Origin of the sequence: Laribacter hongkongensis DSM 14985 (genome assembly GCF_000423285.1) — a bacterium.
Classification (GTDB): domain Bacteria; phylum Pseudomonadota; class Gammaproteobacteria; order Burkholderiales; family Aquaspirillaceae; genus Laribacter; species Laribacter hongkongensis.
Genome location: NZ_AUHR01000003.1, coordinates 181078 through 201722, shown reverse-complemented (window position 1 = coordinate 201722; position 20645 = coordinate 181078). Strand labels below are relative to the sequence as shown.

Below are 20645 nucleotides of genomic sequence, written 5' to 3'. Positions count from 1 at the left end.
CTAGTCAAGTTCGATAATCGGGATGGCGACACACCTGCAGTTGATGTCCTCCCCGGGATGGCCAGTGGGCGGCGGATCGTCCCAGCTGAAAATTTTTCCGTTGTTCTCCCGGTGCGTTTCGCGCTCCCGCTCATCGTTCGCACCGCTCCAGCGATAGCGGCGCACTCCAAGCGATGTCTGGCGCGCTTTCGTGAGCGCTCCGTTCAGCTTGTTGGTCTGGTCACGGGCAATCAGCCGGGCCCGGCTTTCCGAAACCCGGCCTGTTTCGCGAACCGACGCAATGATCGATTCATGTCGCTGGCCACTGGTCACGGCCTGCATGACTGTGGTGCGGACCTGATCCAGATACTGGCTCTGAATGCTGGTGATCAGGTTCACGTTATGGATCGTGGCGGCTTCGACCTGCGCAGCCACGGATGGTGAGCGCTCGATCATCTGACCAACGTCGATGCCGATGGCGGCATTGACGGCCTGTGCGGTCTGGCGGTGGTTCTGCTGGTTGGCCCGCCGCACCATGCCTGCAGCCATCCGCTCCAGCATGGATCTGGGAACCAGTCGGGCAATCCGCTCAATGGCGCGATCCATTGCCGAATTGAAAGCCCTGGCGAACAGGCCGGTCGGCGGGTCACCGTCCTTGTCCTGGACCAGGAGCTGGACTCCACCGATTTCCTCTTCAACGATCGTGCGCATGACCGCCACAAGTTCAAGCAGCTGCTGCCGGTACCACACCTCTGTTCGCTTGCTGGGCGTTGCCGGGCGTAACTGCCGGTTTCGTCGGGTCTGTCGGCCTTGCGATGCCAGTAATTGGCGCAAATCCATATGGATCCTCCTCGTGCGAACCGGCAAGGCTCCTGGCTGCGGTCACGTCCTGCTCTGTGACATTGTCAAAAAGCTCGGACTGCTTGAGCTCGGACAGGATCTGGTCTTCACGCAGCACGCCCCGGTCAAGCAGGGTGCCGCAGGCGGTTGCGGTGATATTCAGCACGTTGGCACGCTGCTCTGCCGTCAGCTCGGTCAATGGCGGGAATTCGAACCACCAGTCATCGGGGGTCTTGCCCCACAACATGCGGGCCAGGATCGGATCCAGCCGGTCGAACACATGACGCAGGCGGGACTCCTGCAGGCCATGGATTGACTCGTGGTAGTTCGTGATGTCCTCCTGACCGCTGGCAAACCCTGCCGCCGACTGGCCGAACAGCACGGTCAGGGGCATGTCAGCCGCACCGGCAACGGTATTGCGAAACTCGACCAGCAGGTCCTTCAGGCCTGTAAAGGTCAGTTCTTTCTGCTCGTATTCGATTTCTCCATCGACAACGACACTGTTGGTGGTCGACTTGATCGCCTGGATTGACGAGATCAACTGGATGATTTCGTTCTCGAAGCCAGCCGCGATCTTGTTGGCGAAGCCCTGGATCTTGAACACATCCACCTTGGACTCGGTTACCAGGTCACCGACATTCAGGCTCAGCATGTCGAACCGCTTGACTGCCTCGATGACGCCCTCCAGATCAGAGATGCCCCACAGACGTTCTGCGTCAGAAGGCGGTCGCTCTACAGCACGAACCAGAATGACCCGGCTACGGTGTATTTCCTGCATGCCTTTGATCGTGTAGGTCACCGGCTCCCCGAAAACGGGAGACAACACGTTCTGCTCTCGCTCGGTACTGGCCGAGATCGAATGCCGGTCAAGAGCAACCAGTCGTACCAGCCTTTCATCCTCGCCGAACTCGACCGTCGGGTCCTGGCCGTCTCCCACCAGGATGATGGCGCCAGTGCCATACAGGCTTGCCCACTGGTGTGCCTGCCGTATGACCTCGCGCACGTTCAGACGCCGCTCCAGCCGCTCGAAACGCTCGAGCTCTGCGGCCGGAGTATCGTTTGACTTGACCGTGCGCCACCGGCGCGTCATGTCCCGTGATTTCTTGTCGCAGATCTTCCGTGCGCACCAGTCTTCGAACCACAGTGCATCCAGCTGGTTGCGCTGGTCCGTCAGCAGGTTGACGCGGGCATAACTCATCTCGCGCTGTCGGCCGCCCAGTCGCATAGCCATGCTCTGCAGACCGTCAGTCGCGACCATACCTTTGCCTCGGCCATGTTGTGGCCGGCGGTTTTTTGCTTGTTTGCTCATAGGATGTCCAGCATGGAAACGCCGCCGGCCAGCATGTCGCTGACGCAGTCGGCGAGGGTATCGACCTGGTCGTCGTGGGCATGCGCATCAGTAGCGGTGAATGCCTCACATTCGGCAATGAAATCGGCTACCCATGGCGCCTCCTCGGGCAAGCAGACGAATCCGCTTTCAAGGTGACCTTGTACGTCCATTACTCGCGAGTACTTGTCCTGACCTGCCAAGCGTTTGACCGGCTTGACCGGTATGCGGTGACGCTCTTTGAGCTGCTGGATCAGCCCTGTGCCAGACGACTTGTCCTCAATGGCGAAATACCGGAACGGTACCTGTGTCACCGTGTTGCTAATCCGCCAGCTGGCGTAGAGGTCTCTGGCCAGCTTTTCCAGGCCGACTGCATCCACTTTCTGTCGACGGACATCAAGGATGTAGATCCTGCCGTCGATGCCCATGCCGGCATGGGTGAATACGGTGTAGTCGTTGTGCTGGCCAGCCTTCTGGGCCGTGTCCACGTAAGCAGCCCGCCAACGTAGCGGGGGAATGACCCTGTACCTCGGGAACCATTCACCCTTGATGATTGCCCCACCTGGGGGCGTCGGCTTTTGGAGATACTGACCAGAGAATACGTAACTGTTGGTCTGGCTCAGGCGCGCAAGATCATCAAGGCTATGCTTTTCAGGCCACAGCGCCTCTCCTGATTCGGTAATTGCGGACAGGCTGACAACTTCCCAGTCCTCTCCGTTGCCACCATCAATTAACCATCCGGACAGATCCTGCTCATGCAGACGTTGCATGATCACGATGATCGGTGTCTCCGGGCTATTGCAGCGTGATTCGAGTGTGTTCTGGAACCAATCGATCACACCGCGCCGGATCGTGTCCGAGCGCACTTCGTCAGGCTTGTGCGGGTCGTCTACGATGATCGCGCCGCCGAAGCCCTCGCGGATTTTTCCGGCACCGAAACCGGTGATCGTGCCGCCTGCGCCCGTGGCATACATCACGCCACCGGCGGTTGTAGTCCAGTGTGCGCCGGCATCAGAGTCGAGCGTCACCGCGGGGAACACTTCACCGTAAGCCTCGTGCTGCATCAGCGATCGGGCATTGACGCTGTTGTTCCGTGCCAGTGGCGTAGCATAGCTGACGTGGATGAACTCGCTGTCGGGAGCCTTGCCCATCGCCCAGGCAATGAAGTTCACCACTGCCAGTTCGGTTTTGGAATAGCGTGGCGGGATATTGATGATCAGCCGCTTGCACTCGCCGCGGTACACCCGCATCAGGGCATCGCATACGGCCCGATGGTGCCAGTTGTGCAGCCACTTGAATCCCTTGCGCCGCTTGAACATGTAGCGCGCAAAAAAGTAGAGATCCTCTTGTGCCTCAACCTGGATGGCCAGCTGTCTCGCCGCGTCAGTAGTCGTCGAGGATCTTGTTTCGGGCAGCACGGTATTCCTCCAGCGAGACGGCCGTGTGCTGCACGGGCCCGCCCCCTGGGCCGGTGAGTTCTTTCTTCACGCGCTCGGCGTACTTGTCAGGATCCCGTGCCTTCAGCAGGAAGATCAGCAGGGTGTCGCTGTACTCGCGGATCGAGCCGACCTTCACGCCCTTGTAGAACACCGGCCTGAGTGTGCCGACGCAGGCACGGCGTACAGCCTCATCTTCCAGAGCGGCCGTGCCATACGTCACCGCCTTATCCCAAGCCGCGGCGAAGCGCTTGTCTTTAGCCTTCAGCTCGTACAGGTAGGGACGGGCCATCCTGATCGCCTTGGCCGCGGCACTGACGTTTGCAGTATCGGCCAGCACCTCCAGAAACCGTGCTTCTTTTTCAGGTGTCAGTTTTGTCAGTTTGGCCATGGCGGTATCCCACGCGTTTGGCTGCTCCAAATGAAAAACCCGCCGATTAACGGCGGGGATTGCTCATGCTTTAGGCCGGCTAACAAAACCTATGTTTCGGATAGTTGCGAACTTGATAGATCAGTAACTTACCGATGAGTCATGCGGTTTTGTTAGCAGCTCTTAGTCACTATTCCTTGACCAGAGCAAGGGCTTCAGTCGGGAAAGAGTGATAAGAGGCTTTATCAGCTTCGTAAGAAGTGAACCACACGCATAGCCATCCCTCGCGATCCTGTCTCTGGATGGTCATGCGCGGTCCGCCACTCTTCAACCGGACAACATCACCAACTTTAAAGTTATCGTCGTTCATATCATGACTCCTTTTGTCGTGGAATTATGAAGATTGTGATGATGTACGAGATTTTCAATCAGTCAATGAACGCCCCAACGTATAAGCATGCCGCTAATCTCATGTGGAAGCCATGAAAAAAGCCCCGCTTCATGGCGGGGCTTGGTGCTTGGAATGTGCTGTGCCTAATCGCTGGATTGCTTTTTCCGGACATCGTCATCAAAGCGTGCCCGATTTTTGAGGTAGTTGAGCGTTGATGTAATTTCAGAATACAGTTCAACAGTCGTGGCTTCATTGCCGGCCTTGTATGCCGCCGCATAGTCCAGAATCAGCGTAAGGAGTGTGTGTTTCCCCTCGGCATTGAGGACAAGGTGGCCTCCATTGTTCCGAGACTCGAGGTCCTTGGGACCATAGCGGTTGTCATCCCGCACGGGCTCAAAGCTGGCACATGACCGGTCACCATATCGGAGATCACTCAAGAGGGTAGAGAGCGCTTCCGCTTCGTCCCGAGCTTCTACTTCTTGGCGGATCACGATGTCGTACACGATAGGCTTCATTTATACGCTCCAATGACATTGGGTATGGCATGGACTGTAAACGAAAAGGCCCGCATCGTCATGCGTGCGGGCCTTGCCTGAATCGTGGACGCAACTCGACCACCACAGCGTCAATATACCTGATCCCCGTGGTTATTGGGGGTTATGGCCAGCATTCGCATATATGCCGAAATCACCCTACAACCCAAGGGATGTTTCCTTCAGCCCGTACGCGCGAGCAATACGTCGACCCGATCCCTCTCGTTCGCGCAAACTGGCGGCCACTTTGCCAGAGCGTCGTAGCTTAACCAAAACGGACATGATCTCTGCTGGCTGATGATGAAATTCCAGCGCAGCTTCAATCTCGCCCAAAAACATCGGCCTCGGAGCATCGGCCAGTACGTCGCAGATGCGTGACGAGAGCCCGTTGCCACGTGGTCGCTTCATGCTGCCACCCGATGGCTTTCCCGCCAGAGCCGGCCGAACCTGAGCGTGGCGGCCAGTAGCACGGTGTCGAAGGCCCGGGCCGACATGCCGAGGCGCCGGGCCACGGCCTCATCCGTCAGGGCAGGGAAGTAAACGTGCCGGGCCTGCAGTGCCTGGCGCTCTGCGGCCGGCATGGTGGTCACCAGCTTTTCCACCAGCTCGCCTGTCCTCTGGTCGTAGCGGAACCGGAACCGCTTTTCTGCATCTTCTTCGAACACGTAGCGGGCCGGATCATCCATGCAGCGGTGCTCGATCGACACACACGACTGGCTCCGGTTGCCGGGATCGACAGCCCACTTGGCCCAGTAGGCGAGGGCGGCTGCAGGTTCAATCATGGTCACCTCCCATTTTCCTCACTCGAAAATTTCCGCGTGCCACCCGCCACCGTCCTTTTTTGCCCGGACTTTGACCGCGATGAAACGGAACGGATACATGTCGGCGGCGATCTTGATCTTGGCGCGGGCATCGTCCTGCCAGAAGCCTTTGACCTCGTGTGCTTCCATCACGCCGCTGGCCAGCATGACCGCGAAGTCAGGGGTGTAGAACGTATTGTCGGCAAGCCTGAATTTCAGCCCTTCGAACTTGAACCACGCCACCTCACCAGCATGGCGCCGTTGCTCAAGATGCTTGGCATATGCCTCTTCGGTCTTGTTCATCTGGCCGGTTTTCAGACGGCCAAGTGCTTGCATGCCTCGCTTGGCGTGACGTTGGGTACCGAACTGGATTTCCTGATTCATGAACATTTCCTTTAGTTGCTGGCGCTGCCACGAGACATGCCGAGCCGTGAGAGCAGGGCGTCGCTGACGGACAGGCCGTACCGGGTGCGCACCGCATGGGCGTACTGGAGCGAGATGCACGGGTAGCTGGCCGGCGCCTTGTTGATTGGCTCGGTCCAGCTCAGGTCGAGACCGTCCGGATACTGCTGGCCATCCTGCGACTGCTTCCGGGCTTGTTTCCGGGCTTCGGAGAGCATCCGCGATACCTCGGCTTCGGAGCGGGTAGTCTTGCCCGGGGCGGGGAGGGACTGTTCCCGTGGTGCGGCAACCGGGATCGGCCTGTCCGCATCCGCTGCAGCCTGTTCCCAAGCGGCACGCCAGCGTCCGGCCAGCTCACGCCAGCCCAGATGCAGCATGTCGCCCCCGACGCGCTGGGCTGCCCAGAAATGCCGGGGGCTCGGCCAGGTTTCCTGCTGGCCTGCATGGCGCCGGACCATCTGGTCGGCGGCGTCGTAGAACGCCGGCTCGGGATCGCTGTTGGCTTGCGGGCGACAGGCTTTCAGGAACTGCGTCAGGCTGGGCGGCCTCTCGTGCCGACGGCGACATACGGTCAGGGCCGTGGCGATTTCCTGCGGAGTGATTCCCTCTTCACAGAACGCCTCAACCCACGTGTCTTTCCAAGCCTCCGTGGCCTCTTCGCTGGGGAAATTTGCCTGCCAGAGGTTCGGGTACATGCCGTCCAGGCGGTTGTACAGGCGGGTGATCATCGATTTGTTTTCGAGGGCCGGGCGCGGTGTAAGCCAGACGCTGGCATTCACCGTCGATGATGATGGCTTCGGGTTCATCGTGAATCCTCTGGTTGATGTATGCCGACGGGTCGAAAGATCTGCGCCCGTTACCTCCGCTTGCTACCCGTGGGGCAGGCTCACGCAGCAGCGTGTCGAGAAATCCGGCGTTGACCGGCTGGGCGCTTTGCTGGTCAGCCCGCCGGCGCTGGGCGAGATCCAGCGCAGTCAGCAACTGCGCATCGCTGACTCCCTCGGCAGCCCATGCCAGCACCCTCGGATCCTGGGCCTGCAGCGCAGCACCCCGCTTGCGCAGCATCGCGGTGATTTCGTTGGCCCGGGCCTTGTTTGGATCAGCCCGGTTGGCAGGCGGCGGCGAAGCCCCGTTTGCGCGCTGAACTGGTGGAGTTCCTTTGCCGCTGCTTTCCTCCTGCTCCTGTTCTTGTTCCTGCTCCTGTTCCTGCTCTTGGCTTCCAAGGGACTTTGAAGGGGCTTCAAAGGGGCTTGCGTCAAAATGCTCTTCAGGCAAGTGGTAAACCGACTGGTATCGTCTGTAAAACCCTTGCCGGACAAGGCTTTCAGGGATGCGCTCATATTCGTTGCGCACACCGGCTACACGGTTGTCGTTAGGCTTTAGTGAGTCGCCGATCTGGAATCGGGCCATTTCGTGTACCCAAACCAGCTCCATATCGGCTTCATAGGTGCAAAATCCTGCATCAATCAGGCTTTGAAGCCCCTTTGAAGCCCCTTCCAGGGGTAGTCCGGTTTCATGTGCGATGTAGATCAGCGGGCAATGAAATACGCCGATCATGTTGGCGTGGGGTGTCGTCATCAGGTACATGGCGACAACCTGGGCTTCTGGATTGCCCCGTAACGAGCGACCGGTACGACCGGTCCAGAAAGTGGGCGCTATTTTTGCGTAGTCACGCATGGCACAGTCCCCCGCTCATGGTGAGGCATGTGCTACTACGAAGGAGCTTTGAAGCCCCTTGCGAGTGAAATCCTTTTACCCCGCCGCCCAGACCGCAGAACAGGTGAAAGTGACGAATCTCGCGGATTTCCATGATCACCCCTCCACCCGGCGCAGCATCCCGACGGTTGCAGAAAGCAGGTGCCGTAACTCGATGGCGATCTGTTTCCTCTCTCCCGGGCTGATCTGCTCGCCCCATTCGCTGTCGGGGTGCTCGGCCTCGTCGATCTTGTGGCCAACGTGCCCGCATTCGGCCGTCAGGCGACAAAATTCGCGGGCAAGATCCTTCATGCTGATGTCGCCAGAGGGCAGGGCAACGGTCGTCCGGTTGCACAGGGCCGCCAAAGCATCCGCAATGGCGGGATCCTGCGTCCGGTCGGTGATCTCGGCGGCTTCTTCCAGCGTCAGTTGGTTGCTGTCGTAATTCGGGTTCAGCTTGTTGGCAAGCGTGGTCGGGTTCTTGCCCATGACCGTGGCCAGCCCGGCGATGCCGTTGTGGAACCGCTTGGCCAGCATCTGGGCCGCAGCCGTGACGTGTGCGTAGGCTCCCATGACTAGCCTGCCTTTCTCATGGGGACGACTTCACATTCGGTAGTTAGGCTTGAGTCATGGGGCGAGTATTGATGCTCTTTTGGGTAGAGGTCTGGCCGTAGTTCGTGACGGGAGACCCCCGTTTCACGTTCGATGGACAAAACGTACTCAGCCGGCACCTTTTCGGACTTTTTCCAATATGAAATGTGCTGCTGCTTAACGAGCTTCCCTGGCGAACTGATTTTCGCTGCTAGAAGCGCCTGCGATCCCGCATGCTCAATGGCTTTGTCGAGTGCTGGTGCTGACATGGTAGCGTCCTTATTTTCAACAGATTTGCCTGTAGTTTATAACAAACAAATTTGTCAGCACAACAACAAAGATTTTTGTAACCTCATTCTCATGGAAACGTACGCAGAACGCCTTGCTTGGGCGATGGACCGCGCCGCTATTGGTCAGAATGAACTGGCCAGGCTGGTGGGTATCAAGCAGCAGTCGATCCAGTACCTGCGCAATCCAAAGAACGCAGCAGGAGGGAGTCGCTACAACGCCAAAATTGCGTTGGCACTGGGTGTTTCTCCCGAGTGGCTTGAAGCGGGTATAGGGGAGCCTATTGCAGATCAGGCACGACATAAGCCTGGTGAGGCATGCACATCCATGCCTGTCAACATAGAACCGGCCCCTGGCATTCGTTGTCTTGTTCCGTTGATTTCTTGGGTTCAGGCTGGAAACTGGAGCGAAGTGATTGATAGTCTGGCACCGGGGGACGCAGAAGACTGGCTACCCTGTATGCGGCATGTCGGACCGCATGCCTTTGCACTGCGTGTACGCGGAGTGTCGATGGAGCCGAAGTATCAGGATGGAGACATCATCTTTGTCGACCCAGATGCACCGGCCGAACATGGGCGAAACGTGGTAGTCCGTCTGGAAGACGATAATGAGGCAACCTTCAAACAACTTGTTGTTGAAGGTGAACACAAATTTCTCAAGCCGCTCAATCCTGACTGGCCAGGTCCAAAACTGTTACCTATCAATGGCAATGCGAGTCTATGCGGTGTAGTAGTTGGAAAATGGGTATCGGAGTAACCGCCAGCAATCACGTATGCCATTTAGCGATCACAGCCCGCCACTCGGCGGGTTTTGCATTTTTTAACGCGGAAAATCAATAAAAAACCCCACCAAATGGTGGGTTTGCGGCGAGGATTGCTTCCTACTGTTTTCTGCGGAAATTTTCGTCATTTGAGCAATAACTGTAGGCGTCAAATAGCAGACCTGGCAACCGAAGCAGATTTTCTGGGCGATCAATAATTATCTGTTCACCTGCGCCTATTTCCAACCCTGCGCGGGAAACTTCATTGCGCGACTGCTCGGATAATGCGAAAGGTAGCTGAATGCTTGGGCGCTGTTTGTTATCAAAATAGCGCAGTAACCAGCGGTTGGTTTTTCCTTGGTACAGGACGCTGAAGTAGCTCTCCGTATCACGGGCATGTAGATCCGCATCATCACCAAGTACAAGCTTGGCATTGGCGAAAACTTGGCGCTCGGTATGCGTAGTCACGATACGGCTGTTATCTGGATCAACAATAGGCGCAGTAGGATCAATCGGCTTTTCAGCTTCGATACGTCCATCATCCGGCGATTCTTGCGGTTTGGCACTTGCCGACAACCCCGATACCACCATTGCACTGACCGAGCGTTCAACCGCTTGACGAACCAATGGTGTGATTGTCTCCAAGAAGCGCTGGTTGAGTTGGCGCTGGATGCTTGAACGATTTGCAACATAGCGGACAAAGTCAGTGTCTACATCGCGAAGGCTGTCACTGATTACCTTGATAAAGGCCGCTAGGTAAATACTTTCCTCAGCCAAGGTACGCAAGGCCTCCGGCTGAAACTGGTCATGTCGGAAGCGATGCAGCTGCTGAATATCAGCATCGGTGACAGTCGTCAGGTCGATCGTCAAGAACGGCTCAGCATCCATGATGTTCTTGTTGTCGAGATCCGTGAAGAAGCGCCATTCCTTGCCATTTGTAATGGCCGATACGGCAACCTCCGGCGTGGCATTGAAATAGCGAGACAACTGCGGGCAATGGTTGACCAGCTTTTCTCCGTGGACCTTGGCCTCGACAAACATCACCGGTACACCATGGCAGAACAGCGCATAGTCGACGCGCTCCCCTGCTTTTACACCAGGAAAGTCAGCTTGATATTCAGCTTTGACTTTAGTCGGGTCAAAGGCGCTGAAGCCGAGAATATCCAGTAACGGCAGGATCAATGCTTGCTTCGTGGTTTCCTCGGTCGAGCACAGGCTGCCCATCTTTTTAATGTGCTCAACGTGTGCGAGCACTCGGTCCTTGAACGCAGCCGTCATGCGTAGCCCTTCTTCAAGATCTGCAAAAGCGTATCTCCATTACTTGAACATAAAAGCCATACGCCATCAATGCGTGATTCCTGAATCGCTTGGTGTGATCGGCAACCTCTCTGTTGGCTAACAAAATTATCTGTTGACACTCAACAAACATATTTGTAGATTGATGACAGATAACCCTGTTGAGAGGTCGCTATGAAGAGCCTGAAAACCGCCATTACCCGCCTGCGTTACGCCTTGGCCCAGCGCCGGGTCGTGCGCCTTGGTGTCCAGAAATTCCGTGTCGCAACCGACGCGGAGCGCGAAAAGCGGGCCATCCGCGACGCAGCCGAGGCCTACTGCCGGCAGATCGACCGAGATTCCCGTGTCCTGTTCGAGCAACTGTCCTACGAGCTGGATGAAGCATGCCGGTACCGGCAGGTCCTGAAAGAGCAGCTGGGCATGAGTGCCCCCGTACAGCTGCACGAGATCAGCACGGGTGAAGCCATCGCCAATGCCGTTATGTCCCGGCGCCAGGGGCAGCCGTCATGAACACCATCATCACGATCCGCGCCAGCTCGCTGGCTGAACTGTTCGATTGCCCGGCCCGATGGGCGGCCAAACACCTGCTCGGTATGCGCCTGCCGTCATCCGGTGCCGCCCGGCTCGGTACCGCGGTACATGCCGGTACCGCCCTGTTTGACCAATCCCGGCTGGATGGCAATCCGCTGACCGCCGACGAAGCGGCCGGCGCCCTGGTCGATGCCTTGCACGGCAAGGATGACACCGAGGGCAACGGGGAGGTCGACTGGGGCGACACCGATCCGCGCTCGGCCGAGAAGATCGGGCTGGCGCTGCATGCCCGGTACTGCGCCGACATTGCCCCGCACCAGGACTACACGGGCGTCGAAGTCTCATGCGAGAGACTGGAAATCACGGACCTGGGCATTGCGCTGACCGGCACCACCGACCGTATCCGCCGGCTACCGGATGGCCAGCTCGGCATTGCCGACCTCAAGACCGGGGGCAGGGCAGTGGGCAGTGATGGCGCCGCCGTGACCCAGGGCCACGGGCCGCAGATGGGCGTGTACGAGCTGATCGCCGAGTTTGCCGTCGGCCAGCCCCTGACCGCGCCGGCCCAGATCATCGGCCTGCAGACCGGCAAGACGGCCAGTGCCCAGCGTGTCGGCACCGGGGAAATCCACGGCGCCCGGGATGCGCTGCTCGGTGATGAAGAGCGGCCCGGACTGCTCCAGCACGCCAGCCGGCTGATCCATTCCGGATCCTTCTACGGCAATCCGAAATCCGTCCTCTGCTCGGCCAGGTATTGCCCGGCCCACGCGACCTGCAAGTTCAAAGGCTAATCAGGAGAACCATCGAAATGAATCAAGTCGCCAGTATCCAAGCGCTTCGGCAGCCACCCCCGGCTGAAATGCAGATGCCACAGGTCAGCGTCGGCCTTACCAACCTGCAAGGCTTCGAGCTTGCCCAGCGCGCTGCCAAGCTGCTGGCCAGCTCGACGCTGGTTCCCAAGGAATACCAAGGCAACCTGCCCAACTGCGTGATCGCCCTGAACATGGCCCAGCGCGTCGGTGCCGACCCGCTGATGGTGATGCAGAACCTCGTCATCGTGCATGGCCGCCCGACTTGGTCGGCGCAGTTCCTGATTGCCACCGTCAACACCTGCGGCCGGTTCAGCGCGCTACGTTTCGAGTTCTTCGGCGAGCGCAACACCGACGAATGGGGCTGCCGTGCCTGGGCGATCGAGAAAGCTACCGGCGAAAAGCTGGTGGGCTCGGACGTGACCATAGGTATCGCCAAGAAAGAGGGCTGGTACGGCAAGAACGGGAGCAAATGGCAGTCGATCCCTCAGCAGATGCTGATGTACCGGGCCGGCGGCTGGTGGACCCGCGCTTTTGCCCCGGAACTGTCGATGGGCCTGCAGACTGCCGACGAAGCCGGCGACATCTACGACGCCACCCCGGACGCCTCCGGCACCTACTCGGTGAGCATGGATGACCTGCACCGCACCGAGGCCAGTATCGAGCAGCAAGCCGCACAGGAGGCACCGGCCTCGGCCGCACCGGTCGATGTCGATCCCCGGACAGGCGAGGTGATTGGCAAGGACGAGGCAGATCACAGCCCTGATGAGCTGGGCCTGCAGGACGCGCTGGCTGCCCTCAAGGATGGCGATCTGGCCGTTGCCCAGGACATTGCCCGCGGACTCAGCGAAACCGACCGGGCGATTGTCGACCAGGCCATCGAGAACAAGCGGACCACTCGCCGGCGGCCGGCCGCTGGACTGGATCTGGAGTAACCGGAATGTGCATGACCAACAAGCGGGTCGACCAGGTGTTTTCCGAGCCCAGGTTCCGGCAATTGCTGACCGACGCAGATACCAATGCCAAAGCTGACTGGGACCGTACGTTCGTCGATGACCTGACGGACCGGTTCAGTCACTACGGCATGGGGATGTACCTGAGCCCGCTGCAGCGACACCACCTTGAACGCATCGCTGAAACCCACTGATCCGAGAAGAACATGACCAGCTACCACGACATCCCTGCGCTGCTGCGCGCCAGCGGCGAACTGACGGCCAGCGACATTGCCGCCCGGATGCAGATCGACACGGACGATACCCTGCACCTGCTGTCCCAGCACCTCAATGCCGGAGAAGTTGAACGCCTCTGCCGCGGTACCGGCCGGCCACCGGTGTACGCCGCCATGGGCACAACGGTACTCACGGCCAAGACCAACGGGCAAACCCGGGCCAAACCCGCCCAGATCAAGGCGCCGCGCCGACGGGCCTTCTCGCCGGTCAACCTGCACGGCTTTCACGCCAAGGCCGACGGTACCGTCACGCTGTTCCTTGACCGCCGTCTGAGCGCCAGCAGCATCACCTTCACCGCGGACCAGCTCCGCAAAATGGCCGCCGACGCAGAGCGGGCAGCCGTCTGACCTGAAAGGACCAACACCATGAATGCCCCTCTCGATTTTCGCCAGATGACTGCCGACACCATCGGAAAAGACCTGTTGCAGGCACTGGTGCAGGAGGTTCGCCTGATGCCCGACGTGTGGCCAAAGCTGAACCAGCACCGGCAAAACGAAATCATTGACCGCCTCCGCAAGCGTGTGGATACCAACGTGCGCATGGCCGTACACATCCTGGCCAGCGAAGGCCGCACCACGGTGGTCGGCGAGCTGGATCAGGTCGTGCGCAAGGACGGTATCAAGGCCGTGTTCAAGATCAACAGCGCTGCTGCCGGCCGTCATGACCTGTTCGACAGTGAAGGCAAGGCATGCCTGATCGTCGTTGCTGACGCTGGCGAGAACCTGGCCGGCATGGACGAAGTGGCCGGAGAGCCGGACCAGCGTGCCATGGACCTTGGTCACGAGTACCACGACAACGACGGCGGCGGCATGGATGGGCCGGCCGCGGGCGGCAACGTGATTGATGCCGAACCGGCCACCGGGCAGATGCCACCCGCCTTGCCCGCTCCGGACGAAGCCACGGTCACAGACCTCGAACGTGATCAGGCATGGGAAAACGGCTGGCGTGCGGCAGAGGCCGGCGAGCCGGAAAGCGCCTGCCCGGTACAGACCGGCGAGCTGTGCATCCAGTGGGTCAAGGGCTGGAAAGCCTGGCATGAACAGCAGGAAGAGGAGCGGGCCGGGCGGGAAGCCGCCACCGCAAGCCGCGAGATCACTGTCCGGTTCCGCCATCCGCAGAATCAGGACATGACCTGGTCGGGGCGTGGCCGCAAACCGGCATGGGTGCAGGAGTGGCTCGACAAGGGTGGCTCGCTTGCAGACCTGGATGTGAGCAACGACGACCAGCAGGCCGCCTGACAACAGCATGCCCGGGGCCACGAAACCGTGGTCCCGGCTGAAGGATGACCCCATGAACAAACTGATCATCATCATCGCCGTCGAGGATCCGGTATCCCGCGGTTACGTCGAACGCCTGCAGCGTGTGAACAGCGAGCGGCGCGGCCGGGTTAGCTATCTGGAAAGCCGGGTCAGCTATCTGGAAAAGCTTAATTGCAGAACCTCTGAAACGGCCGAGCATAACCGGACCCTGTACGAACGCAGCCTGTATGAGGTACGCCAGCTCAAGGAAAACCTCATGGAGCTGGGCCGCCAGAACATCGCGCTTGCCGCCGAGGCCGAGTCGGCCCGGTTCGATGCGGAGCAGCTTGATGCCGCGAACGCCCGCATCCGTGAACTGGAAGCCGCACTGACCGTTTCAAAACTGCCGGCCAACAGCCGGGCTGCCGTCATCCAGCTGGTGCAGGAGGCAGCATGAAATTTATCGATGCACTGCAAACCTCCGGTGCAAGTGCGCTTGGTCCGCTCAGGAGAAGAGATGGTTCTCAACACTATTTCGCGTGCTGGAACGGTGCACCGCTTTTGCGAGATGGCAAATGGGAAGGTAGTTCTTTTCAGACGGAGCAAGAAGCGATCGATATGGCTGCAAGGTGGGCGGAGGATCAAGGCCTTCAACCGGATTCGTGCGAAGTAACGATCGGAGGTGTGCCTGCACTTCCTGTCGTTGAGAAGGCTATGGAGCTTGTGAATAGAAAAGGAGCGTCGGCATGAAACTCACCCGGATCGAAGTTCAGAATTTCCAGGGGCTGCACAGTGCCCGGCTGGCCCTGACGACCCCCGTCACCCTGATTGCCGGCCGGAACGGGGCAGGGAAGTCCAGCCTGCTCGAGGCCGTCCGCATGGCCATGTCCGGCGACCCGGTACGGGTGGCCAGAAAGAAAGACTGCGGCCAGCTGGTCACCGATGGCCACAAGGCCGGCATGGTACGGGTCGAATTTGCCGACGGGCGCTTTGCCACCGTGGCATTGCCGGACGGCAAGGTGAACCGGCATGGCCAGATCGTCGAGGATCCTGACAAGGCCCGTGCCGCGCTGCCCTATGTCCTTGATGCGCCCCTGTTTGCGCAGGCCGGGCAGGATGCCCGCCGGGAACTGCTCTTTGCCCTGACCGGATGTTCGGCCTCGGCAGAGGAAGTACAGCAACGACTCATCAGCCGCGGTGCGGATCCGGCCCGGGTCATGGCAGTCTTGCCTCTCTTGCGCAGTGACTTTGACACCGCCGAGAAAGCCGCCCGGACCCGGGCGACCGAAGCCAAGGGTGCCTGGCGTGCCGTCACGGGCGAAGCCTACGGCGAGAAGAAGGCGGAATTGTGGGCGCCTTCGTCCGTGCCGCTGGTGGAAGAAACCGGGCTGCTGGCCATCGAGCAGGAGCTGGATGTCGTCGATGGAGAAATTGCTGCGGCCCAGCAACGTCTGGGCGCCATGCAGGCAGAACGCAAGGCCCGTCAGGACAGCATCGGCCAGCGCGCAACGCTGGAAGAACGCGCCGGCCGCCTCGAGCGGATCCGGGTCAAGCTGGCTGCTGATGAAGCCGAGCTGGCCGACTGGGCCGCCAGGATTGCCGGTGCAACAGCGGGGGCAGGCACCCATCGCAACGGAACCATCCATGACCTGGCCCGCGCACTGAATGGCCTGATCGACGAAGCGCAGCCGCTCGGGATTGATCGCCCGGCCTATCAGGAAGCACTGAATGCAATGGATGCCTATGAGCGGGAATACGGGCCGCCGGGATCCGCTGCAGGTGATGCAGGTGATGCAGCTGCCCGGCTGCCGGAATACCGGCAGTCACACGACCTGATGGCCCGGGCCGTTGCCAACGACCGGCGCGACCTGGCCGCAGCCGAAGCAGCGGCAGCACAGCTGGCAGCCCTGGACGAAGGTGCCGGCCAGGAGATCACCAGCGAGGATCTGGACTGCCAACAGGCCCGGGTGACCGAGCTGACCGGTCGCCGCAGGCAACTGGCTGATGAGCTGGCCAGCCTGCGCAACAGCCAGCGCACGGCAGCCGAAGCCGGCCGCAAGACTGCCGATGCCGCCCGGCACCATGCCGATGTGCAGGGCTGGTTGCTGATTGCCGATGCACTGGCCCCCGGCGGCATCCAGGCCGAGCTGCTGTCCCGGGCGCTGGAGCCGGTCAACCGGCTGCTGAAGAGCCGCAGCGACATTGCCGGCTGGCCGGTCGTGCAGGTGGGGGCCGGGATGGAAATCACTGCCGGCGGCCGGGCCCATGCGTTGCTTTCAGAATCAGAACGCTGGCGTGCGGACGTGCTGCTGGCCATCGTCATCGCCGAGCTGTCCGGGCTGCGCATCCTGCTGGTTGACCGGTTCGACGTGCTGGACCTTGGCGGACGCAGCGAGCTGATCACCCTGCTGGACGAACTGACCTACGACGGCGGGATTGCTGCCCTCGAAACGGTGATTGTCAGCGGCACCCTGAAACAGGCGCCGGCCAGCCTGCCTGACACGATGCAGGCGGTCTGGGTGGATGGCGGCACGGCAAAGACGGTTGCAGGCGAACAGGAAAGGATTGCGGCATGACTCAAACAGCTCATGCAGAACAATCGATCAACCATGAAAGCGCGCTTTTACAGCGCCTAGAAGATCTGGTTGGCCGGCTTGAAAAGGGGGCTGCTCCGGAAATATGGACTGTCGATTCAATCGCAGAATGGCTGAGTCTGTCTCCAGTCACAATCAGGCAGCTCGTCGTTGTTCAGCCTGGATTTCCGACTCCGATACGGGCCACTGGCGCCAGAGAGGGGCAAAAACGCTGGTTTGCGGAAGAGGTAATTGACTGGGCAAGAAAGAATCGCGGCCAAATTCCAGCAAGCAGGAAGACTGGGCGTAGGAGAGCGCCCACATCGTAGCAAGCAGACACGCCTATTCAAGGCGTGTTGCAATTTCTGATGCATGCTCGTTGTAGTAGATCATCAGACTGCGAATATCGCGGTGCCCGATCATACGGGCGAGATCAAGTACATCCAGTTTTCTGGCCAGTCTGGACACAGCTTCATGACGGGTATCGTGAAAACGTATTCCAGCCAACTCTGGATAGTTCACAGCGGCTTTGTCACGATACTTCCTGAACATGGCATCAAGGAGCGATCCCGTGACCCCGAAAACAGGATCTTCTTCACGCTCCCTGGGCAATCCCAACAATATCTCCAGAATCCTGATAGCAGTTGACGACAATGGGACATTGCGGGCATCACCATTTTTGGTTTCTTCCAGCCGAAGATACCGACGTGGTAAAAAGACCCTGTCGGCAGTCAGGCCAACAATTTCACCGGCCCGCATCCCTGTTTCCATTGCAAACAAAAACGCCATTGCAACCCGCTGGATTTTATTTTGCGGAAGAGCCCATCGGGTATACCCCATGGATCTGATCAAGGCATCCGCCATGTTGTCACTGATTCTCTGCTCGCGCGGAGGCGGCTCAGGAGGTCTGCGTACTCCTTGAACTGGATTCGATGAGCACCACTTCCATTCACGACGGCACTCTTCGAATACTGCCGACAGCAAATTCATCTCACGGTTTACTGTTCCTGGCGAAACCTCTTTCAGCCTGGAGTCGCGCCAAGCAGATATCTGGTCGGACTGTATTTTGTCTACCTTGTCACCGACAAAGCTCAGCTCGCTGATGAATTTGTTCAGCCTGATACGCTCCCATCTGGCTCCCCCTTTAAGTGGGGAAACCTCATCCCGGTAGCGAGTCATCGCAGCAGTCAGGGTCTTTGACTGCTTAACCGCTTGCAGCCTTCCACTCAAAATATCTGCTTCAACCTGCGTGGCCCAAGCCACTGCCTCTGACTTTGTATCAAAGCTTCCGGACCTTCTGACGCCCAGCTTTGATACCTCTGCGCGCCATGTGTCTCCGCGTTTCCTGAAAGTGGCCATCTGGCGTAATTTTTGGCGTAATCGATATACGAAATTTACGCCAAATCTCACAAAATAACTACATGCCAACGTGAAAATTAAATGGCAACATTTTGAATTTAAACCGATTTATGTGTTTTTACCATCTATACAACCCAATGGGTCGTTGCCTATTACCGGCACCAGAAATCAAGAGCCTAGTCGCATGACTAGGCTCTTTTGCGTTGAATAAACAGACCGGGATCACAAGAGACGTCATGTCGCAGCATGAATCTCAAATCGAAATGATGCCCAGCCCAACCCATGATTGGATCAAATACGACGCATTCAGCCCGATACTACATTTTCGCAGTGTCACTATCGAATTCATCAAAAATAAAACACCTTGCTTTGACAAGGTGTTACTCATGAAAAATTAACAAAAATCTATCAAACAATAGAGTTTGTCATCTCAAAGAGATTAGGACTTAATCCCAGTCAAGAGCTCCGCCGCTTTGATATTCCGTCACTCTTGTTTCAAAAAAATTCTTTTCCTTCTTTAAGTCAATCATTTCACTCATCCATGGAAATGGATTATCGACATGCGTAAACAGTGGCTCAAGACCGATCTGCTGCATCCGACGATTGGCAATGAAATCAAGATATTCTTTGAACATGGCCGCATTAAGCCCCAGCACTCCTCGTGGCATGGTGTCTTCAGCATAGGCATATTCAAGATCGATGGCTTTCCTGAACAATCCGTACAGTTCCTCCTGAAATTCCACGGTCCATAAATGCGGATTTTCCTGCTTGATACTGTTGATCAGGTCAATGCCGAAATTGCAATGCATGGATTCATCACGCAGGATGTACTGATATTGTTCAGCCGCCCCAGTCATCTTGTTCTGTCGTCCCAATGCCAGTATCTGCACAAATCCCACGTAGAAAAACAACCCCTCCATGATGCAGGCAAAAACGATCAGGCTTTTCAGCAACAGCTGATCAGATTCAGGTGTACCGGTCTTGAAAGCAGGATCACACAGGGTATCGATAAACGGGATCAGGAATTCATCCTTGGCCCGGATCGAGGCAATTTCGTGATAGGCATTGAATACTTCACCTTCATCCAGACCAAGTGATTCCACAATGTACTGGTAGGCATGCGTATGGATGGCTTCTTCAAATGCCTGCCGCAGCAGGAACTGGCGGCATTCCGGTGCCGTAATGTGCCGATAGGTGCCCAGTACAATGTTGTTGGCAGCCAGGCTGTCGGCGGTTGTGAAAAACCCCAGGTTACGGATAACGATCCGTCGTTCGTCATCCGTCAGTCCATTGGGACGCTTCCACAGTTCGATGTCCCGCTGCATGTTGACCTCCTGCGGCATCCAGTGATTGGCGCAGGTAGCGAGATATTTGTCCCATGCCCAGTGATACTTGAACGGTACCAGCTGGTTGACATCGGTGTCCCCGTTGATGATGCGCTTGTCGACCGCGTTGACACGGCCGCCAGTCCCGGATCCGGCAGGGGAGACAGCAACGGGAGAATCTTCAAAATCCAGCATGGTGGACGTCCTTTCCGGCCCGGACATCCACCATGATCAGGTGCAGGTCAGGGCTATTGGTTGTGCAAAATTTCGACACGGAGTGCCGAAGTGTCATTCACGTGCCAGACCCGCTGGATCTGGCCAAGGTTGTACTGCAACGTGTCGCGGATCTGGAGTTCCGGCCGGTATGACAAATCAAGCCAGATTTCTCCCAGATACACAGCTTCGCCCGCCCGGACGACAAAGGGGGCATTCATGGGGAAGCGGGTGATTTTCTGGCCACTCCAGAACCCCATGTCCTGCTTGTAGTACCCGAACGCCTGCACGAAACGGTACTGTCCGGGCGGCAGGGTCAGCAGGGCCAGCTTGCCGTTGCGCGGTGAACTGCCCTCCGGCCCGAACAGGCTGTCGGTCAGCAGGCTGGCGTAAATCCTTCCGCCGGGCTGGCCGTTTTCGCCGGCGTAGTCGGCTTCGAGCGTGGCGCTGTCCGGATCGAATGCCCAGCCAGCCAGGGCCACGATGGCGTAGCCCATGCCCGCAGGAGGCGTCAGGGATCCTTTCAGCTCTTTGGCTGGCGTGGCACATCCGGCCAGCAGGAGCAAGGCAGAGAACAGGATGACAAGGCGTCGCATGATCGGTCTCTCCCGAAATCATCAGTCAGACTTTCATCCTATTCGCCCGGCCCGCCCGGCGCGA

Annotated in this window: 26 protein-coding genes; 10 read left to right on the top strand and 16 right to left on the bottom strand. The window is 58.5% G+C overall.

The annotated features are described in order from the left end of the window. From G542_RS0103980 to G542_RS17825, 12 genes are all read right to left on the bottom strand, one after another. Window positions 1-690, bottom strand: coding sequence for a phage head morphogenesis protein (locus G542_RS0103980; protein ID WP_162142328.1), 690 nt, complete (start codon window positions 688-690; stop codon window positions 1-3). A 13-nt stretch (window positions 691-703) separates the two neighbouring features. Further along, window positions 704-2128 (bottom strand): anti-CBASS protein Acb1 family protein, encoded by a 1425-nt coding sequence (locus G542_RS17835; protein ID WP_155826597.1) that lies wholly within the window; start codon window positions 2126-2128, stop codon window positions 704-706. Further along, a complete protein-coding gene (gene terL / locus G542_RS0103970; protein ID WP_211218778.1) occupies window positions 2125-3564 on the bottom strand; it encodes a phage terminase large subunit in 1440 nt (479 codons plus the stop codon). Before terL ends, G542_RS17835 begins: the two co-directional genes overlap by 4 nt. Beyond that, on the bottom strand, window positions 3530-3973 hold the full coding sequence (locus tag G542_RS15815; protein WP_051189890.1) for a hypothetical protein: 444 nt from the start codon (window positions 3971-3973) through the stop codon (window positions 3530-3532). Before G542_RS15815 ends, terL begins: the two co-directional genes overlap by 35 nt. A gap of 169 nt (window positions 3974-4142) precedes the next feature. Continuing rightward, window positions 4143-4322 carry a YodC family protein gene (locus G542_RS17830; RefSeq protein WP_081666725.1) on the bottom strand — a complete coding sequence of 60 codons (180 nt, stop codon included), beginning with the start codon at window positions 4320-4322 and terminating at the stop codon, window positions 4143-4145. Window positions 4323-4486: 164 nt separating this feature from the next. Further along, window positions 4487-4858, bottom strand: a complete 372-nt coding sequence (locus G542_RS0103955) for a hypothetical protein (protein WP_027823433.1) — start codon at window positions 4856-4858, stop codon at window positions 4487-4489. 422 nt (window positions 4859-5280) lie between these two features. Next, window positions 5281-5658 carry a hypothetical protein gene (locus G542_RS0103950; protein WP_027823432.1) on the bottom strand — a complete coding sequence of 126 codons (378 nt, stop codon included), beginning with the start codon at window positions 5656-5658 and terminating at the stop codon, window positions 5281-5283. A gap of 18 nt (window positions 5659-5676) precedes the next feature. Beyond that, window positions 5677-6060, bottom strand: a complete 384-nt coding sequence (locus tag G542_RS0103945) for a hypothetical protein (RefSeq protein WP_051189906.1) — start codon at window positions 6058-6060, stop codon at window positions 5677-5679. Between the two features lie 11 nt (window positions 6061-6071). After that, window positions 6072-6773 carry a replication protein P gene (locus G542_RS17355; RefSeq protein ID WP_211218777.1) on the bottom strand — a complete coding sequence of 234 codons (702 nt, stop codon included), beginning with the start codon at window positions 6771-6773 and terminating at the stop codon, window positions 6072-6074. Next, complete coding sequence (locus G542_RS18390; RefSeq protein ID WP_155826595.1) at window positions 6700-7755, bottom strand: DNA-binding protein; 1056 nt, start codon at window positions 7753-7755, stop codon at window positions 6700-6702. Before G542_RS18390 ends, G542_RS17355 begins: the two co-directional genes overlap by 74 nt. A 135-nt stretch (window positions 7756-7890) precedes the next feature. After that, window positions 7891-8346 carry a phage regulatory CII family protein gene (locus G542_RS17345; RefSeq protein WP_051189887.1) on the bottom strand — a complete coding sequence of 152 codons (456 nt, stop codon included), beginning with the start codon at window positions 8344-8346 and terminating at the stop codon, window positions 7891-7893. 2 nt (window positions 8347-8348) lie between these two features. Next, window positions 8349-8567 carry a transcriptional regulator gene (locus tag G542_RS17825; RefSeq protein ID WP_244878678.1) on the bottom strand — a complete coding sequence of 73 codons (219 nt, stop codon included), beginning with the start codon at window positions 8565-8567 and terminating at the stop codon, window positions 8349-8351. Here G542_RS17825 and G542_RS17820 point away from each other — a divergent pair. Beyond that, on the top strand, window positions 8479-9408 hold the full coding sequence (locus G542_RS17820; RefSeq protein ID WP_244878674.1) for a LexA family protein: 930 nt from the start codon (window positions 8479-8481) through the stop codon (window positions 9406-9408). The genes G542_RS17825 and G542_RS17820 overlap by 89 nt on opposite strands. A gap of 124 nt (window positions 9409-9532) precedes the next feature. Here G542_RS17820 and G542_RS0103920 read toward each other — a convergent pair whose 3' ends face one another. Further along, window positions 9533-10690, bottom strand: a complete 1158-nt coding sequence (locus G542_RS0103920) for a type I restriction endonuclease (RefSeq protein WP_027823428.1) — start codon at window positions 10688-10690, stop codon at window positions 9533-9535. Between the two features lie 192 nt (window positions 10691-10882). Between G542_RS0103920 and G542_RS0103915 the strand changes: the two genes are divergently transcribed. The 9 genes from G542_RS0103915 (at window position 10883) to G542_RS0103880 (ending at window position 17091) form a co-directional block, all read left to right on the top strand. Continuing rightward, window positions 10883-11218, top strand: coding sequence for a hypothetical protein (locus G542_RS0103915; protein WP_027823427.1), 336 nt, complete (start codon window positions 10883-10885; stop codon window positions 11216-11218). Then, entirely contained in the window at window positions 11215-12030 is an 816-nt protein-coding gene (locus G542_RS0103910) for a RecB family exonuclease (RefSeq protein WP_027823426.1), read from the top strand. Before G542_RS0103915 ends, G542_RS0103910 begins: the two co-directional genes overlap by 4 nt. A 74-nt stretch (window positions 12031-12104) precedes the next feature. Continuing rightward, window positions 12105-12983 carry a hypothetical protein gene (locus G542_RS0103905; protein WP_244878673.1) on the top strand — a complete coding sequence of 293 codons (879 nt, stop codon included), beginning with the start codon at window positions 12105-12107 and terminating at the stop codon, window positions 12981-12983. A gap of 11 nt (window positions 12984-12994) precedes the next feature. Next, window positions 12995-13195 carry a hypothetical protein gene (locus tag G542_RS0103900; RefSeq protein ID WP_034985033.1) on the top strand — a complete coding sequence of 67 codons (201 nt, stop codon included), beginning with the start codon at window positions 12995-12997 and terminating at the stop codon, window positions 13193-13195. Window positions 13196-13207: 12 nt separating this feature from the next. Continuing rightward, the gene (locus tag G542_RS0103895; protein ID WP_027823423.1) at window positions 13208-13624 is read left to right on the top strand and encodes a hypothetical protein; all 417 of its coding nucleotides are present in this window, start codon (window positions 13208-13210) and stop codon (window positions 13622-13624) included. Between the two features lie 18 nt (window positions 13625-13642). Further along, a complete protein-coding gene (locus tag G542_RS0103890) occupies window positions 13643-14515 on the top strand; it encodes an H-NS histone family protein (RefSeq protein ID WP_027823422.1) in 873 nt (290 codons plus the stop codon). 52 nt (window positions 14516-14567) lie between these two features. Then, window positions 14568-14972 (top strand): hypothetical protein, encoded by a 405-nt coding sequence (locus tag G542_RS0103885; protein ID WP_027823421.1) that lies wholly within the window; start codon window positions 14568-14570, stop codon window positions 14970-14972. Next, on the top strand, window positions 14969-15265 hold the full coding sequence (locus G542_RS18385) for a hypothetical protein (RefSeq protein WP_155826594.1): 297 nt from the start codon (window positions 14969-14971) through the stop codon (window positions 15263-15265). The genes G542_RS0103885 and G542_RS18385 overlap by 4 nt, the downstream gene beginning before the upstream one ends. Beyond that, window positions 15262-17091, top strand: a complete 1830-nt coding sequence (locus G542_RS0103880) for an AAA family ATPase (protein WP_027823420.1) — start codon at window positions 15262-15264, stop codon at window positions 17089-17091. Before G542_RS18385 ends, G542_RS0103880 begins: the two co-directional genes overlap by 4 nt. Window positions 17092-17430: 339 nt before the next feature. Here the strand turns inward: G542_RS0103880 and G542_RS0103875 are convergent, their stop codons facing one another. The 3 genes from G542_RS0103875 to G542_RS0103860 all read right to left on the bottom strand — a co-directional run bounded on the left by G542_RS0103875 (window position 17431) and on the right by G542_RS0103860 (window position 20581). After that, window positions 17431-18267, bottom strand: coding sequence for a tyrosine-type recombinase/integrase (locus G542_RS0103875; RefSeq protein ID WP_244878672.1), 837 nt, complete (start codon window positions 18265-18267; stop codon window positions 17431-17433). Between the two features lie 626 nt (window positions 18268-18893). Next, window positions 18894-19967 (bottom strand): ribonucleotide-diphosphate reductase subunit beta, encoded by a 1074-nt coding sequence (locus G542_RS0103865; protein ID WP_012697271.1) that lies wholly within the window; start codon window positions 19965-19967, stop codon window positions 18894-18896. A gap of 53 nt (window positions 19968-20020) precedes the next feature. Further along, complete coding sequence (locus G542_RS0103860; protein WP_027823418.1) at window positions 20021-20581, bottom strand: hypothetical protein; 561 nt, start codon at window positions 20579-20581, stop codon at window positions 20021-20023. Window positions 20582-20645: the final 64 nt, after the last annotated feature.

Coding starts and splice junctions, on each gene's coding strand:
- G542_RS0103880 (WP_027823420.1), top strand. CDS start 15,262: ATGAAACTCACCCGGATCGAAGTTCAGAATTTCCAGGGGCTGCACAGT.
- G542_RS17835 (WP_155826597.1), bottom strand. CDS start 2,128: ATGAGCAAACAAGCAAAAAACCGCCGGCCACAACATGGCCGAGGCAAA.
- G542_RS0103980 (WP_162142328.1), bottom strand. CDS start 690: ATGCGCACGATCGTTGAAGAGGAAATCGGTGGAGTCCAGCTCCTGGTC.
- G542_RS17355 (WP_211218777.1), bottom strand. CDS start 6,773: ATGTACCCGAACCTCTGGCAGGCAAATTTCCCCAGCGAAGAGGCCACG.
- G542_RS0103905 (WP_244878673.1), top strand. CDS start 12,105: ATGCCACAGGTCAGCGTCGGCCTTACCAACCTGCAAGGCTTCGAGCTT.
- G542_RS0103955 (WP_027823433.1), bottom strand. CDS start 4,858: ATGAAGCCTATCGTGTACGACATCGTGATCCGCCAAGAAGTAGAAGCT.
- G542_RS0103890 (WP_027823422.1), top strand. CDS start 13,643: ATGAATGCCCCTCTCGATTTTCGCCAGATGACTGCCGACACCATCGGA.
- G542_RS0103945 (WP_051189906.1), bottom strand. CDS start 6,060: ATGAATCAGGAAATCCAGTTCGGTACCCAACGTCACGCCAAGCGAGGC.
- G542_RS0103895 (WP_027823423.1), top strand. CDS start 13,208: ATGACCAGCTACCACGACATCCCTGCGCTGCTGCGCGCCAGCGGCGAA.
- G542_RS17345 (WP_051189887.1), bottom strand. CDS start 8,346: ATGGGAGCCTACGCACACGTCACGGCTGCGGCCCAGATGCTGGCCAAG.
- G542_RS0103920 (WP_027823428.1), bottom strand. CDS start 10,690: ATGACGGCTGCGTTCAAGGACCGAGTGCTCGCACACGTTGAGCACATT.
- G542_RS0103910 (WP_027823426.1), top strand. CDS start 11,215: ATGAACACCATCATCACGATCCGCGCCAGCTCGCTGGCTGAACTGTTC.
- G542_RS0103865 (WP_012697271.1), bottom strand. CDS start 19,967: ATGCTGGATTTTGAAGATTCTCCCGTTGCTGTCTCCCCTGCCGGATCC.
- G542_RS15815 (WP_051189890.1), bottom strand. CDS start 3,973: ATGGCCAAACTGACAAAACTGACACCTGAAAAAGAAGCACGGTTTCTG.
- G542_RS18385 (WP_155826594.1), top strand. CDS start 14,969: ATGAAATTTATCGATGCACTGCAAACCTCCGGTGCAAGTGCGCTTGGT.
- G542_RS17830 (WP_081666725.1), bottom strand. CDS start 4,322: ATGAACGACGATAACTTTAAAGTTGGTGATGTTGTCCGGTTGAAGAGT.
- G542_RS0103950 (WP_027823432.1), bottom strand. CDS start 5,658: ATGATTGAACCTGCAGCCGCCCTCGCCTACTGGGCCAAGTGGGCTGTC.
- G542_RS0103875 (WP_244878672.1), bottom strand. CDS start 18,267: ATGACTCGCTACCGGGATGAGGTTTCCCCACTTAAAGGGGGAGCCAGA.
- G542_RS0103900 (WP_034985033.1), top strand. CDS start 12,995: ATGACCAACAAGCGGGTCGACCAGGTGTTTTCCGAGCCCAGGTTCCGG.
- G542_RS17820 (WP_244878674.1), top strand. CDS start 8,479: ATGGACAAAACGTACTCAGCCGGCACCTTTTCGGACTTTTTCCAATAT.
- G542_RS0103915 (WP_027823427.1), top strand. CDS start 10,883: ATGAAGAGCCTGAAAACCGCCATTACCCGCCTGCGTTACGCCTTGGCC.
- G542_RS0103860 (WP_027823418.1), bottom strand. CDS start 20,581: ATGCGACGCCTTGTCATCCTGTTCTCTGCCTTGCTCCTGCTGGCCGGA.
- G542_RS0103885 (WP_027823421.1), top strand. CDS start 14,568: ATGAACAAACTGATCATCATCATCGCCGTCGAGGATCCGGTATCCCGC.
- G542_RS18390 (WP_155826595.1), bottom strand. CDS start 7,755: ATGCGTGACTACGCAAAAATAGCGCCCACTTTCTGGACCGGTCGTACC.